This window comes from Luteibacter aegosomatissinici (assembly GCF_023078495.1).
GTDB classification, from domain to species: Bacteria; Pseudomonadota; Gammaproteobacteria; order Xanthomonadales; family Rhodanobacteraceae; genus Luteibacter; species Luteibacter aegosomatissinici.
This window is the reverse complement of the sequence record NZ_CP095742.1, coordinates 2,606,897-2,621,589: the sequence shown is the minus strand read 5'-3', so window position 1 is coordinate 2,621,589 and position 14,693 is coordinate 2,606,897. Positions and strand designations below refer to the sequence as shown.

The 14,693-nt window shown below is 64.5% G+C and carries 14 protein-coding genes and 1 tRNA gene; 2 read left to right on the top strand and 13 right to left on the bottom strand.

Features of this window, described 5'->3' with window-relative positions:
* Window positions 1–177: 177 nt before the first annotated feature.
* Both L2Y97_RS11800 and L2Y97_RS11795 read right to left on the bottom strand, forming a co-directional pair.
* The gene (locus L2Y97_RS11800; RefSeq protein WP_247426582.1) at window positions 178–564 is read right to left on the bottom strand and encodes a TraR/DksA family transcriptional regulator; all 387 of its coding nucleotides are present in this window, start codon (window positions 562–564) and stop codon (window positions 178–180) included.
* Window positions 565–964: 400 nt separating this feature from the next.
* Window positions 965–2,020, bottom strand: a complete 1,056-nt coding sequence (locus tag L2Y97_RS11795) for a permease (RefSeq protein ID WP_247426580.1) — start codon at window positions 2,018–2,020, stop codon at window positions 965–967.
* A gap of 83 nt (window positions 2,021–2,103) precedes the next feature.
* On the opposite strand from L2Y97_RS11795, the gene selD reads away from it, so the two are divergent.
* Window positions 2,104–3,144, top strand: coding sequence for a selenide, water dikinase SelD (gene selD / locus L2Y97_RS11790; RefSeq protein ID WP_247426577.1), 1,041 nt, complete (start codon window positions 2,104–2,106; stop codon window positions 3,142–3,144).
* A gap of 10 nt (window positions 3,145–3,154) precedes the next feature.
* Here selD and L2Y97_RS11785 read toward each other — a convergent pair.
* From L2Y97_RS11785 to L2Y97_RS11735, 11 genes are all read right to left on the bottom strand, one after another.
* Window positions 3,155–3,250, bottom strand: a tRNA-Sec gene (locus tag L2Y97_RS11785).
* Between the two features lie 8 nt (window positions 3,251–3,258).
* Entirely contained in the window at window positions 3,259–5,196 is a 1,938-nt protein-coding gene (gene selB / locus L2Y97_RS11780) for a selenocysteine-specific translation elongation factor (RefSeq protein WP_247426575.1), read from the bottom strand.
* The gene (gene selA / locus L2Y97_RS11775) at window positions 5,193–6,566 is read right to left on the bottom strand and encodes an L-seryl-tRNA(Sec) selenium transferase (protein WP_247426572.1); all 1,374 of its coding nucleotides are present in this window, start codon (window positions 6,564–6,566) and stop codon (window positions 5,193–5,195) included. Before selA ends, selB begins: the two co-directional genes overlap by 4 nt.
* 63 nt (window positions 6,567–6,629) lie before the next feature.
* On the bottom strand, window positions 6,630–7,577 hold the full coding sequence (gene fdhE, locus L2Y97_RS11770; protein WP_247426569.1) for a formate dehydrogenase accessory protein FdhE: 948 nt from the start codon (window positions 7,575–7,577) through the stop codon (window positions 6,630–6,632).
* Window positions 7,574–8,233: a formate dehydrogenase subunit gamma gene (locus L2Y97_RS11765; protein ID WP_247426566.1), complete on the bottom strand. Its 660-nt coding sequence runs from the start codon at window positions 8,231–8,233 to the stop codon at window positions 7,574–7,576. The genes fdhE and L2Y97_RS11765 overlap by 4 nt, the downstream gene beginning before the upstream one ends.
* Window positions 8,230–9,147 (bottom strand): formate dehydrogenase subunit beta, encoded by a 918-nt coding sequence (gene fdxH / locus L2Y97_RS11760; RefSeq protein ID WP_247426564.1) that lies wholly within the window; start codon window positions 9,145–9,147, stop codon window positions 8,230–8,232. Before fdxH ends, L2Y97_RS11765 begins: the two co-directional genes overlap by 4 nt.
* 10 nt (window positions 9,148–9,157) lie before the next feature.
* Window positions 9,158–11,623 (bottom strand): formate dehydrogenase-N subunit alpha, encoded by a 2,466-nt coding sequence (gene fdnG / locus L2Y97_RS11755; protein WP_247426561.1) that lies wholly within the window; start codon window positions 11,621–11,623, stop codon window positions 9,158–9,160.
* A 12-nt stretch (window positions 11,624–11,635) separates the two neighbouring features.
* The gene (locus L2Y97_RS22610) at window positions 11,636–12,229 is read right to left on the bottom strand and encodes a hypothetical protein (protein ID WP_247426558.1); all 594 of its coding nucleotides are present in this window, start codon (window positions 12,227–12,229) and stop codon (window positions 11,636–11,638) included.
* 214 nt (window positions 12,230–12,443) lie between these two features.
* Window positions 12,444–12,581: a hypothetical protein gene (locus tag L2Y97_RS11745; protein ID WP_247426556.1), complete on the bottom strand. Its 138-nt coding sequence runs from the start codon at window positions 12,579–12,581 to the stop codon at window positions 12,444–12,446.
* Between the two features lie 9 nt (window positions 12,582–12,590).
* Window positions 12,591–13,028 carry a hypothetical protein gene (locus L2Y97_RS11740; protein ID WP_247426554.1) on the bottom strand — a complete coding sequence of 146 codons (438 nt, stop codon included), beginning with the start codon at window positions 13,026–13,028 and terminating at the stop codon, window positions 12,591–12,593.
* Between the two features lie 198 nt (window positions 13,029–13,226).
* Window positions 13,227–13,499 carry a zinc-binding dehydrogenase gene (locus L2Y97_RS11735; RefSeq protein ID WP_247426551.1) on the bottom strand — a complete coding sequence of 91 codons (273 nt, stop codon included), beginning with the start codon at window positions 13,497–13,499 and terminating at the stop codon, window positions 13,227–13,229.
* A 335-nt stretch (window positions 13,500–13,834) separates the two neighbouring features.
* On the opposite strand from L2Y97_RS11735, the gene L2Y97_RS11730 reads away from it, so the two are divergent.
* Window positions 13,835–14,659, top strand: a complete 825-nt coding sequence (locus L2Y97_RS11730) for a restriction endonuclease (RefSeq protein ID WP_247426548.1) — start codon at window positions 13,835–13,837, stop codon at window positions 14,657–14,659.
* Window positions 14,660–14,693 lie beyond the last annotated feature (34 nt).

The window sequence follows — 14,693 nt, the reverse complement described above, 5'->3', positions numbered from 1 at the left end:
TGCGATGCGGTAGCGCAGACAAGGAATATCGAATAGACGTCTATATGTCTAGACGTGCAAACGTGAAGCGTCCGTCACGATGGAAACATAGCGTTTCCCGTGACGAACACTGCGTGGCTCAAAGGGGTTCCCATAGGCCGCGAATGGGCCTATGGTTGGGGGTTGGTTGCGGGCGGCTTAGAGGCCGCGGCGAGCGTTGCGCTCGCGAATCTCGGATTCTTCGACGGTAAGAATGGATTCCGGCACCGCCTCCAGGCGTGCCCGGGGGATCGGTTCATCGCTTTCGTCGGAGAAGCCGTAGGTGCCCTCGGCGATCTTCTCCAGGGCGCGATCGATGGCGTCGAGCCGGCCTTCGCTGTGGGCGAGCACGGCCTCATCGTTTTCCTGCTGGGCGAACCGGTTGCCGTCATCGCCCTCATCCTGGGGTTCCCCGCCGGCCGAGGCCTGCCAGGCCTGCTCATCCGAACCGGCGGCGTTGCCGACGGATACCAGCTGGCGGCGAAGTTCGAGCAGGCGCTCTTTCTGCCGTGCGATGAAGGCGGGGTCGAGAGGGTTGCTGGACATGGTGTGTCTCCGTGGTTTGGCCATTGGGAAGCGCGTGGTTTAGCAGGGAATGGCGGAGTAGGCTTGTCAAATCGCATCCAGCCCCTACGGGGTGGACCGTACGCCATGCAGCGTGAGCCCCACATCCATTGCCCGCTCTGTGGGTGGGAACCGAAGGCGGATTCCCGCTGGATCTGCGCGCCCGATGAACCCGGTGCGGGGTGCATGACGCGCTGGAACGTTTTCTGGACGGCCGGCTGTTGCCCTGGCTGTGGTCACTTGTGGCGCATGACGGCCTGCTACGCGTGCAACAAGGCGACACCATTGCGTGACTGGTATCACTATCCCAGCGACGCTGAGTCGGCGGTGTGGCTCGCTCGAGACGTCGAGTCCGGCGCCGAGGTCGGCTAGTTTAGAGGTGCTAGCCCTGGTGAAGCCCGATAGCGAAGGCCAGGTATCCAGCAAGGATGCCAAAGGCGACCACGCAAGCCGCCAGCGCGACGAGTACGCGCAGCGGTAGTGAGCGACCCAGCATGGCGAGGGAAGGCAGGCTCACGGGCGGCAAGGTCATGAGAAGGGCGGCCGCGGGTCCCACGCCAATGCCCAGTGTGAGCATGGCCTGGACAATGGGCACCTCGCCGGCCGTAGGAATCACGAAAAGCATGCCTGCCACGGCGAGGCCCGCGATCCAGTACCACTGGTTGCCGATGTCCGGCCCGATGTGCGGGAACAGCCACGCACGCGCTGCGCCCAGGGCGAGCACGATAACGATGTACTCGGGAATGAGCCGCACCGTCATCCGCACGAAGATTTCGAGCCAGCGGCGAGCGATCTCCATGGCCGTGTGTGCTTCGGCTTCCACGTGGATGTTCGTCGTAACGGGCGTGGAGGCGCCAACCATGCGGTTCGCCAGCCACCCCAATCCGAACACCATGGGGATGGCCAGGGCGATGCGCAGCCCGACCCAGTGCCAGCCCAGGACGAAGCCAGTGAAGATAAGGGTGGCGGGATTGAGCATCGTATTGCTCAGCCAGAACGCGACCGATGCCCCGGGAGCGGCCTGTTGCTTGCGCAAGCCGGCCACGACAGGCGCAGCGCAGCAGGTGCACATCATGCCGGGAACGCCCAGCAGGCCACCCGCCAGCGTGCTGCCGAAGGCCGTGGTGCCGAGAAGGCGCCGGATGGCGTTCGCCGGCAAAAGGGCTTGCACGGCCGAACCCAGTAACAGGCCCAGCACCATGGCTTTCCAGATCGCCTTGCCATAGGCGAGCGCATAGTCGACGGCAGCGCCCCATGAGGGAGCAGGCGCCGCCGCGGCATCCCCCATGAGGATCGAGTGACCAATCGAGTGATTTTCCGCCGCATCGAACGCGCGGCCGTAATAGGGGTACCACTTCACGTAGAAGAGTCCGGCCACGACAAGGAGGGCAAAGAGTGCCCAGCGGATACCGCTGCCCCTGTGCGCCGCGACGTTCATGGCTTTCCCCTATGGATCGGACGTGGGCTATCCTGCACCACATTCGGCCGACCGCGCTATCGCGCATTTGTATGGATTTGCCCATGAATCCCGTTCGTTTGACGGAACTTGCCCACGGTGGCGGTTGTGGCTGCAAGCTGGCCCCTTCGGTGCTCCAGGAATTGTTGGCGAACAAGGCGCCGGGCATGCCTTTCGCCCAACTGCTGGTGGGCAACGAAGCCAGCGATGACGCAGCGGTATGGCAGGTCGACGAGAACACCTGCGTCATCGCCACGACGGATTTCTTCATGCCGGTGGTCGATGACCCGTACGATTTCGGGCGCATCGCCGCGGCCAACGCGCTCTCGGATGTCTATGCCATGGGTGGCAAGCCGATCATGGCCCTCGCCATCCTGGGCATGCCCCTTGGCAAGCTGGATCCGGCGTCGGTGCGCGCGATCCTTGCGGGCGGCGAGTCGATCTGCGCCGAGGCGGGCATTCCGGTTGCTGGCGGCCACTCCATCGATTCAGCCGAGCCCATTTATGGCCTGGCTGCGATCGGCGTGTGCAAGCCAGCAGAGGTTCGTCGCAACGCGAGTGCGAGGGTGGGTGACGTACTGATCCTTACCAAGGGTCTGGGCGTCGGCATTTACTCGGCGGCGTTCAAGAAGCAGGCGTTGTCGCGGGAGGCTTACGACGAGATGATCGCCTCGACCACGCTCCTGAACCGGGTGGGCCACGTCCTGGCGCAGGATGCGGACGTGCACGCGATCACCGACGTGACGGGGTTCGGCTTGCTCGGCCATGCCATGGAAATGGCGCGCGCGGGCGGCGTGCGCCTGCGCATCGACGACAGTCGCGTGCCGTTGTTAACCCAAGCGGAAGCCCTGGTTGGGGCGGGGTATATCACGGGTGCGTCCAAGCGAAACTGGGCTAGCTATGGCGATGGCGTCGCCTTGTCGCCGGCGTTGCCAGCGTGGCGCCGCGATCTGCTCACCGATCCGCAGACATCGGGTGGTTTGCTCGTGGCCTGTGCAGCTGCCCGTGCGGATACGATACTGGACGCGATCAAGTTGGCGGGCTACCCGCTGGCAAGCATCATCGGCACCGTCGTAGAGGGCGCCGCGGGCATCGATGTCGCCTGACTTGCGGGAATGGCGGAAGAGCATGGGAGTCGAACCCACCCGAAACAGTCTGGCTGCCTCACCCGGATTTGAAGTCCGGACGCCCCACCGGGGACGTTGCTCTTCCATCGCGGCCTATAACCGCGCAGTGGGCGCGAACAGGTCCGTGTAATCGGCGCGGATGCTGCGCACCGTGCCGCGGTTCAGCATAACACCCTGCCTGTCGAAGAACTCCAGGATCTGGATTGCCACCTTTCGCCCATTGTCGAGGCGATCACGGAACTGCGCGGCGGTGAAGCGTCCATCCGGCGCATGGGCTGCGACGTCCACCGCTATCTGCACCATCTCGTGCACGACGTCACGAAGGAAGAAGTGATCGTGGGCGATTTCATCAGCAAGGCCGCGACGAGCGGCCGATTTCATGCGTTGCCTGATGTCGGCTTCCGGGCGCCCGAGCATCGCGGCGATATCGCGAACACGCGGCGGACGGAAGCGCGTCTCGCCACCGAGCAGTGGGGCGATCGCCTGCCACGCGGCTTCGTCGGCTGCGCTGGCCACGGGCACATGGCTGGCCAGGCGGACAAAGGCGCCATCGCGCGCGACATGCGTGCGGAGATCGGCATGTAGGAGGGCCTGGGTAAACGCGGGCGCGGCCAGTCGCGGTTCGGTCGCCCGGCGCAGCGTTTCGCGCGGCATGCCCTGCAGGTCGGGATGCTCGGTGTGAAACAGGGCCAGACGCGCCACCACCGTGTCGATGACCCGCTGCCACTGGGTGGCGTTCAAGGCGATCTGTTCGTCGCCGGCGCCAAGGATCACAGGTAAGAGGCTACGGATGATCACGTCCAGCGTATCGCTGGAAAGCGCCCGGTCGCGCGCGAACGCGGAGAGCCGGCGGGCGTGCGGGGGCGCCTCCATGAGTCGGGCGAGCGCGGCCCGGGCATCGGGGTCTGCCCACGCGGCTCGTTCGGCCATCCTGGCGGGCGTGCGCCGTTGCCGGGCCGGGGCACGCAGGTCCATGAAGAACCCGCCGCCGATGGTGCGCTGGGCGGTGGTGTCGCGCAGCACGAAGCGATCCAGCGACGCCGCGGCGATCGGGTGATCCAGAACCAGCTGCACGTCCGCGGCGTCGCCCGGGCGCAATGCGTCACCTTCCAGAAGCACGATGCGCACACCGGTTTCCACGGAGCCGTGATGCAGTCGCGCGGGGAACCACGAGGTGATGGGCCGCGGCTCGCCGGGCAACAGCCGCAGCCGCGCATCGATACGGTCCGTCGGCGCATGCAGGAACGGATCGAGAACCATATCGCCGCGGTGGATGGCGTCCTTGCTGATATCAGGGCCGGCGAGGTTCAATGCGACGCGATCGCCGGCGCAACCTTCGTCGGCTTCCTGGTTCTGCGCATGTATCGAACGCACGCGCGCCGCGAGGCCCTGGGGGCTGATCATCACGGCATCCTTCAACTGGACAGCACCGGAGAGCACGGTGCCCGTCACGACCACCCCGATGCCCGTCAGGGTGAACACGCGATCGATAGCGAGGCGAAAGCGGGCGTCATCGTGATGGACCTGGCGTGACCACGCCTCCGCCGACAGGCGCTCCCTCAGGGTATCGACGCCATCGCCGGTTGCGACCGAGACGGGGATGATGTCGACGTGGGCGAGGCATGTCGGGTTCAGTGCCGTGCGAATGCCGGCGGTCACCTCGGCGAGTCGCTCGGGCGAGACAAGGTCCATCTTGGTCAGGGCGACGACGCCGTGGCGAATACCCAGCAGATCGAGGATGGCCAGGTGCTCGACGGTCTGCGGCATCACACCGTCATCCGCCGCCACGACCAGCAGCGCCATGTCGATGCCGGTGGATCCAGCGACCATGGTGCGAACGAATTTTTCGTGGCCTGGGACATCAATGAAGCCGATGGTGGGGCCGTCGGGCAGGGGGAGGTAGGCAAACCCAAGGTCGATCGTGATGCCCCTGGCCTTTTCTTCCTTCAGCCGATCACCTTCCACGCCTGTGAGGGCGCGGACCAGCGACGTCTTGCCGTGATCGATGTGGCCAGCGGTGCCGACGATCATGCGCGCCCGGCGAAGTTCGCCAGGAAGAGGGCTTCATCTGTTTCCGCCAGGCAGCGCAGGTCGAATTGCAACGCGCCGTCCGTGATCCGGCCGATCACGGGGCGCGGCAGCGCACGCAAGGCCGCCGAAAGATCCTCGAGGGAGCGTTGGCTGCCTTTCGCGCGAACCTGTAGTGCGGCGCTGGGGAGGGTATCGAGCGGGAGTGCGCCCGAACCCACCTGGCTATGGCACGGGCCCACGTCCACCTGGAAGTCATCGCCCAGGCACGCCGCGACGGGGTCGCGTAACCGGGCGCCCTGTGCGGCGATGGCATCTTGCGACCGGGCCAGGAAACGTAGCGTCGGCAGCCGTTCGGCAAGGCGATCCGGGTCGCGGTAGAGGCGAAGCGTGGCCTCGATGGCCGCAAGGCGGATCTTGTCGACGCGTAGTGCGCGCTTCAGCGGGTTTTGATTGATCGCCGCGATCGCGTCCCGGCTGCCGACGATGAACCCGGCTTGCGGGCCGCCGAGCAGCTTGTCGCCCGAAAACGTTACCAGGTGCGCGCCTTCATCCACGGCCTGGCGTACGGTGGCCTCGCGGGCGAGGCCGTAGGCGGACAAATCCACCAGGCTGCCGGAACCAAGGTCGTTCAGCAGGGGAATGCCGGCGGCACCTGCCATGGCGGCGAGATCGCGCGCACTTACCTCCGCCGTGAATCCCTGGATGCGGTAGTTCGAGGTGTGCACCTTGAGGATGAGCCCGGTGCGCTCATCGATGGCGTTGCGGTAGTCGGTGAGGTGCGTGCGGTTGGTGGTGCCCACCTCACGCATCTCGGCACCTGCGCGCGCCATGATGTCGGGCATGCGGAACGCGCCCCCGATCTCGATGAGCTCACCGCGCGAAACGATAGCCCCGCGACCAAGGGCAAACGTGTTCAGGCAAAGCAGCACGGCGGCCGCATTGTTGTTCACGATCGTGGCGTCTTCCGCGCCGGTTAGCGCCCGCAGTAGCTCCCGAACGTGATCGTCACGCTCACCCCGTCCGCCTTCATCCAGGTCGTACTCGAGTGCGACGGGATGGCGCATCGCTTCGGTCGCCGCTTCGATGGCGGCCTCCGCCAGCAAGGCGCGACCGAGGTTGGTGTGCAATACGGTGCCGGTCAGGTTGAACAGCGGGCGTAGCCGGGCCGGCTGGTTCTCGAGGTGTGCACGTGCGCTTTCGATCAGCGCATCCATGCTCGGGACGGCCCCGCTGCCGGCCCCGAGCTCGGCCCGGGCGTCGGCCAGGGCGCTGCGAATAGCGCCGGTGGTGGCCGCGCGGCCGTGTACCTGGAGCAACGGCGCGGTCTGTGCCGCTGCCAACACGGCCGCCACGGCGGGTAGGTGGCGCATGGGGCTCGCTGCGGAATCTGCCATATCCATGCGCGCAGCCTAGCCCTATCGCGCGGAGGCTGGCTAGTCGATATCGGTGCTTTCGCCCACCAGGAGGAACGGATTGGGTGCGTGACGAGCGAAGCCGGCCTCGGCTACCAACAGGTCCAGGCCGAGGGACGCCAGGTCGTCCGCCACGGGATCGGCCTGCATGTCCTGCACCTGGTAGATGAGCTTGCTGTAGGTATGGCACTCGCCACAGGTTTCGGCCTTGATCAGACCGCCGTCGCCCTCGATCGCCTGGACTTGCAGCTTGCGGGTGCCGCCGCAGGTGATGCAGGTGGCGCGGACGTGGTTCCACGCCGTGGCGCACAGCGAGCAATGCAGGTAGCGCGATCCGGGTGTGAGGCCGCTGGCGGTGACCATCCCGGCGACGCTGGGCGAGCCGCAGCACGGGCAGAGGCTGCGCTCTTCCAGCAGGCGAAGGTCGTTCGCGGACAGGCGCGCGGCTGAAACCGTGAAATAGACCTGCAGGGCGCCGGCAACGTACACCGCGGCGGCCGTCTCCTCCGCGCTCACCCGGCCGCGCAGGAACTGGTCCGCCAGCCGTTCCAGGTGCGCGTCATCCATCGCCCGCAGTTGCTCAATGGCTTCGAGGGCGGCAGGCGGGAGGGGGGCGGATTCGATCTCGGCAAGTAAGAGGCGCAGGCCTTCGCGCCATGCCGCATCGCGCGGGTGCCCGTCGGCCGCCAGCGGCGGCAGGCGAGCCTCGACAAGGCGGGCCACCTCCTGGGCGGCTAGTGACCCCGAGGGAGCCAGCGTGGTGGCGACGGCGTGCTGCGCCCGCGCGACGGCCGCCATGAAGCGCAGCCATTCGTCGAGCGGATGGCCATCGGCGAGTTTGTCCAACCGTGTGGCGGTCGCCAGGAATCGCGTTGCCCGGAGGGGCACCACGATCGGCTCGGGTGCCTTGACGCCCGCATGGGACGGGCCGCTCCATTTCGCGTTCGGAGGTAACTCGGCTTGCTTCACGAATGCTTTCCAGGTGAATCGTTACCGCGACGATAGCCGATGACCTGGCGGAACCACTTGCGGTGGTGGTGCCAGGCCCAGCCGGGGGTGACCCAGCCCTGGGTCATGCTGCGCACGGAGTGGCGGATCCAGATGCCTGCGTAGATATGCGTGACGAGGACCAGGATGGCGGCGAACGCGCAAAGACTGTGGATCAGCACGGCGACGCGCTGGGTTTCGATCGACGTGGATTTGCCGAAATAGACCTCCCAGATCAACAACCCCGTGATGAACAGGATCGGGATCAGCAGCGCCATGGACCAGAACACCAGCTTCTGGCCGGCGTTGTTGCGGCCGATCGGCGGTACCTCTTCGTCGTCGTTGGCGACCACATGCATTATCGCCTTGGACCAGGCGACGTCATCGCGGTTGGGCAGGTTGTGCCGCCAGAACTGGATGAACATGCCGATCCAGCTGACCACCATGCAAACCCCGAACCAGGGGTGCGCCGCGCGCGTCCACTGCCCACCACCGAACAGGCCGGACAGCCAGAACAGGATGGGATGGAACATGGACAGGCCGGAGATGACCAGCATCACGAACAGGATCGCGTTAATCCAGTGGTTGATTCGGTTCCCTACGCTGTAGCGCGTGATGGCGTTGGCAGGACGGGTCATGGCACCTGTTCCTCCTCGGTCTCGCGGACTTCGCGGTTGGCCTCGGCTTCGTCTTCCTCGGTGGTATCGTTCGGCCCGATCGTGATCCAGTGGAAGAAGCCGGCGAGCGCTGCCAGGGCGACGGCCGCGACGGCCAGCGGCTTGTACAGGCCTTTCCAGGCCTGCACGAGGTAGCTGATGTGCGGTTTGTCGGGAAGGCCCGAGTACAGCGACGGCTTGTCGGCGTGGTGCAGCACATACATCACGTGCGTGCCTTGCACTTCCGGCGGATCGTACAGGCCGGCTTTGTCGAAGCCCCGCTCCTTGAGGTCGACGATGCGCTCCGCCGCCTGGTGCTGCATATCGACCTTGGAGCCAAACATGATGGCGCCCGTGGGGCAGGCCTTGACGCAGGCGGGTTCAAGGCCCACGCCCACGCGATCGGAACACAGCGTGCACTTGTACGACTTGTGGTCGGTCTTGCTGACCCGCGGGATGTTGAACGGGCAGCCCTTGATGCAATAACCGCAGCCGATGCATTTGTCGCTGATGAAATCGACGATGCCGTTCGCGTACTGAACGATGGCGCCGGGGGCAGGGCACGCCTTCAGGCAGCCGGGATCCTCGCAATGCATGCAGCCATCCTTGCGGATGAGCCATTCCAGGTTGCCCTGTTCGTTCTCGTGCTCGGCGAACTTCATCAGGGTCCATACGCTGGGCCCCAGGTCATTGGGGTTTTCGTACGAGCCCTCGAAATGGCCGATCTCCGGGCGCAGGTTGTTCCATTCCATGCACGCCGACTGGCACGCCTTGCAGCCGATGCAGCGGCTGACATCGATCAGCTTGGCTACCTGGTCTTCTACGTTGCGCGTTGCCGGTGGCGTCATGGTGGACGCGGAGCGGCGGACGTAGTCTTGGGATTGCAGGTCAGACATGACGTTCGCCTCAGGCCGTGGGTGCCGACGTCTTTTCGACGTTGACCAGGAACGCCTTGAACTCCGGCGTCTGCGTGTTGGCATCGCCTACCGAAGGCGTGAGCGTATTGGCGCCGTAACCCTTCCTGGCCTGGCCCGTAAAGCCCCAATGCAACGGGACGCCAATGACGTGCGTGGCCTTGCCATCCACCATGAGCGGTTTGATGCGCTTGGTGACATAGGCCTTGCAGATGACTTCGCCGCGCTTGGAAGAGACCTTTACCCAGCCGCCCTGGTCGATACCTTTCTCCTTCGCCAGCACCTCACCGATCTCCACGAACTCCTCCGGTTGGAGGATGGCGTTGATGAGGGCGTGCTTGGTCCAGAAGTGGAAGTGCTCGGTGAGGCGATACGTCGTGGCCACGAAGGGGAAATCCTTTGCGCTGCCGAAGTTCTGGCGGTCGTGGTCGAACACGCGTGCCACGGGGTTCGCCCGCACCTTCGGGTGCAGGACGTTTTCCACCGGCGACTCCATGGGTTCGTAGTGCTCGGGGAACGGGCCCTCCGCCATGAGGTTACGCGCAAACAGCCGGGCCTGGCCTTCGACGTTCATGATGAACGGGCCATCGTTCGCGGAAGGCTTCTGTGTCACGACATAGTCGGGCACATCAATGCCCACCCACTTCGTGCCGTTCCATTCCACGACCGGCTTCTTTGGATTCCACGGCTTGCCATCCGGATCCGCGCTGGCGCGGTTGTAAAGGATGCGCCGGTTGGCCGGCCACGCCCACGCCCAGTTCGGCGCGATACCTTGTTCGCGCGGATCGGTCGCATCGCGGCGGGCCATCTGGTTGCCTTTCTCGGTGAAGGAGCCGGCGAAGATCCAGCAGCCGGAGGCTGTGCTGCCGTCGTCGCGGAGCTGGCCGAAACCATCCAGCAGCGTGCCGGCCTTGGCGGTCACGTTGGTTACCGGGTCGGTCACGTCGGCGAGGTAGCGGCCGTTCATCTCCTTCGCCAGCTCTTCCGGATCGGGCTCCCAGGGGTCGGTGTATTTCCAGGTGACGTTGAGCAGTGCGTCCGGGAATGCACCGCCTTCCTTGCGGTACAGCTCGCGCAAGCGCTGGAACAAACCGGTCATGATCCAGATATCGGACTTGGCGATGCCCGGCGGATCCGCCGCCTTCCAGTGCCACTGCAGCCAGCGCGACGAGTTGACCAGCGAACCGTTCTCCTCGGCGAAGCAGGTGACCGGGAGCTGGAACACTTCGGTCTGGATCTCGTGGGGCTTCGCCGGGTTCTGGGGCCCGAAATCCTGCCAGAAGCGAGACGTCTCGGTATCCAGCGGGTCCATCGTGACCAGGAACTTGAGCTTGCTGAGCCCGGCGCGGATCTTGCCGCGGTCGGGGAACGCCTGCAGCGGGTTGAAGCCCTGGCAGATGTAGCCGGTTAGCTGCCCGTTGTTCATCATCTCGAACGCCTTGATGATGTCGTACAGCGGGACATCGAGCTTGGGCAGCATGTCGTAGCCCCAGTTCGTCTCCGCGGTGGCGGCGTCGCCAAACAGCGCCTTCTGGAAGCTGACCACGAATTTCTTCGTGTTCTGGTAATAGCTGGTCTGCCCCGGACGAAGCGGTTTGAACTGCTTCGTCTTCATGTACTCGTCGAAGCTGGTTTCCTTCTCGTTAGGCAGCGTGAGGTAGCCCGGCATTTGGTTCGAGAGCAACCCGATATCGGTCAGGCCCTGGATATTGGAATGGCCGCGCAAGGCGTTCATGCCGCCGCCCGCCACGCCGATATTGCCCAGCAGCAGCTGCACCATCGCCATGGAGCGGATGTTCTGCGCACCGACGGTGTGCTGGGTCCAGCCGAGGGCGAACAGGCTGGTCATGGCCTTGTCGGGCGCGGACGTGCTGGCGATGAGCTCGCAGATATGCAGGAACTTGTCTTGTGGCGTGCCGCAGATACGCGACACCATCTCCGGCGTGTAGCGGGATACGTGCTGCTTCAGCAGGTTGATGACGCAGCGCGGGTCCTGCCACGTATCGTCGGCCTTCGCGAACCCGTTTTCATCCAGCTCGTAGTCCCAGGTTGTCTTGTCGTAGCTGTGGGTCTGGTCGTTGTAGCCGCTGAACAGGCCTTCCTGGAACGTGAAGCCGTCCTGCACGAGCAGGCTGGCGTTGGTATAGCTCTTGACGTACTGATGCTGGATCTTGTCGTGGGTAAGCAGGTAATTCATCAACCCGCTAAGGAACGCGATATCGGTACCCGGGCGGATGGGGGCGTAGTAATCGGCCACGGAGGCCGTGCGCGTAAAGCGCGGGTCGACCACGATGAGCTTGGCACCGTTCTCGATCTTCGCTTCGATCACCCACTTGAAGCCGCACGGATGCGCCTCGGCGGCATTGCCACCCATGACGATCACGACATTGGCGTTCTTGATGTCCTGCCAGGTGTTGGTCATCGCACCGCGACCGAATGATGGGGCCAGACTGGCCACCGTCGGTCCGTGTCAGACGCGCGCCTGGTTGTCGAACACCACCATGCCAAGGGAGCGGGCGACCTTCCACGTGAGCCAGGCCGTTTCATTGGATGACGCGGATGCCGCGAGCATGCCCAGGCTGGTCCACCGGTTCACGGTGGTACCCGCGGCATTGGTCGTGATGAAATTCTTGTCGCGGTCGTCCTTCATCAGCCTGGCGATGCGATCCAGGGCGAAGTCCCACGACACCTCCTCGAACTCCGTGCCGCCGGGCTTGCGGTAGCGCGGTGCCTTGAGGCGGGTAGGGGCGTGGACGATATCGAGCAGGGCCGAGCCCTTGGGGCACAGGGTGCCGCGGTTGACCGGATGATCCGGATCCCCCTCGATATGGATGATGTTCGATTTGGCGTTTTTCGCCTTGTCGCCCATGCTGTAAATGAGGATGCCGCAGGCCACCGAGCAGTAGGTGCAGGTGTTGCGGGTCTCGGTGGCGTGGGTGAGCTTGAAGGGGCGGACGGCGGCGGCTTGCGCTACCCCCGATGCCCCGAAGCCGATCATGCCGAGGCTCGACGCAGCGAGCCCCATGCCTGTCAGTTTTATGAACTCGCGGCGGGTGAGTGCCATCGCAAGAACTCCGTAGGAAACCTGGCTGGACCACCGCCCCCAGGGGGCGGCCACTGGCTTGCGTTCCTCAAGGGTGGCCCGGGAGGCCTGGCTCACCCTTGAATGAACTTACCACGATCCTACAAAGGCCGGGGGGAGGTTTCCTGCAAAAAATGCGCCTGATGTTCACGGGCCGTGGAAAGGCAGGGGTTCTCGATTTAGCTAATGAAAACAGTCACCTGAGCACCTTATTGGCGATGAAGAACGCCAGGTTGAGCAGCAGGCTGACAATGCCGAACCCTAGGTAGATGCCAAACAGCCAGTTGGGCATTTGTGAGGGCGTGGGTTGGGTCGTGACTTGCGGTGTGTTCATGGAGTCCTCTTAGTAAAGCCAGCCGAAATGTATGCCCGTATAGCTAACGCCGGTGCCGATCGCCGCAACCGCTGAGCCTACAAAGATCTTGTAATGGATTAACCACTGGCTGGGGTTGAGACGAACGGACAACTTGTCGGCAGGGAACAGGAGACCGCACAGCGGAATGAGGCAAGCCAGCAGCATGGCCGCAACCGTAATAGTCAGCGCCACGCCCGAGCTTTCATGCCGGTAGATCCGCAGCATCTCGTCGCGTTCATAGAGCGCCGATACAGAAAATGCCAAGGCCACCCAGGCAAGCTGCCCATCCTTTACTGTGAGGAAGGGGGAAAGTTTTTCCTTGTGCTCGTCGTTCGAAAAGCCGCAGACGATGCCGACGATCACCAGTGGTGCGAGTAGTGGCGCCGCTATGTTTCCAAGCATCCAGCCAACCCAGCTTTCGCTCATGTCGCGGATATCCCTTGCTGACCAAGGGATATCATTCTGGCGAGGTTCCCAAGGCAAGCAATACGAAAAACCAGCGTCCTACGCTTCGGTCGATATCGGCCTACAGATGCCCGTGAGCGAGGTCTCTGCGCGCCTGTCGGCTGCTCGGGTCGCGGAGCGGCCTGCCCATGTTCGGCGACCGCTTTCCGGGAGACGCCATTACACCGTGACGACGATCCGGCCGATGTGCTCGTTCTTTTCGAGGTAACGGTGCGCTTCGATGATGTTGTCGAAGGTAAACGTCCGTGCGATGCGTGGCTTCAGCTGGCCGCTGGTGAGGCCGGCGCTGATGAAGCCCACGGCGGCGGCCTGGCGCTCCGGGTTCGTGGTGGTCGCGAAAAGGTTGTAGCCACGAATGATCGGTTCGCGGGGAATCACATCCAGCAATGGCAGTGGTGTGACATCGTCAGCCAGGGCGCCGTAAACGAACATCGACCACGCCTGCGCTCTCATAGCCCAATCGGGCAGGGAGGTGCACCGGTTCGACGTAATGGCCCGTTCGCCACATCGATTTCCGCGCCGTATGGCCATCCAGCCGCCACATGCCACCACGATTGCGGGCATTCATCGACCATATGGGTGCGTCGCTCTTCCCTGGCAGCTCGCCGGGCTGAGGCCACCCCTACCCAAGCGTCCGCCACACGCATACCATCGGTCCGTCCGGCAGCCGGCCAAGGGGGCCGCCACCCGGCAAGGGGAGCCAGCATGGAATGTTGCCAGGGTGCCAGCAGGTGCCAGAGGGATGTCGCGTGCGCCGGGTGCGCCGCATGAGCCGCTACACCAAGCGTGTCAGCGAGAGATGGGACGACGCCCTCAGCCGGGTAGGATGGGCCGACTTCGAACGCCGCGTCGGCGACTATTACGCGAGCCAGGGTTACCGCGTGGAGCACAGCGGTACGGGGAGTGGATTCGCGCGGACCGACGGCGGCGTGGACCTGAAGCTCTTCAGGGATGGCCAGTTCATCGTCGTGCAGTGCAAGCACTGGAATGCATTGCAAGTCCCACATAATCCTGTGCATGAACTCATCGGCGTCATGCACACAGCCGGCGCCACAGGCGCCATCCTGGTGACATCAGGCGAGTTCACCCGCGCCGCGATCGATTCGGCGTCACGATTCCCGGGCATCACGCTGGTCGATGGTGCCGCCGTTCGCGCCATGATCGGGCCCGTTGACGAAGCGGCCTTGCAGGCCACGGGCCTCGCCAGGGTGTCATCGCCCGCGGGCGGCCCGTTTCGGCGGCCTGCCCAGGTGCGTCAGGCTCGCCGTCGGGATGCGGCGATGTTCGCCGTAGCGATCGCCGCGACGGTCGCGAGTCTTTTTGTCTACGCGCACCTCGTACGCAAGGCGACGTTGCCGCCGAAGCATGCGACTCCTGCGGCTGAACGTTCGACCACACGCGCGACCCCATGGGCTGCCGCACCTGTCGCGGCAACGTCCATGCCGCCGGCAGCCGCAACACAGACGGTGGGACGTGCGCCCGAGAGGGACAGCACGCCGCGCACACCGGAAGAACTCAAGGCGTGGGAACGTGCTAACGCCGAGTCGATGAAGATCCTCGAGAAGACCACGCCGGCCCTGCAATCGCCTTAGCGTGTCACTTGCGCAACAAAGTGGTGTACAAAAC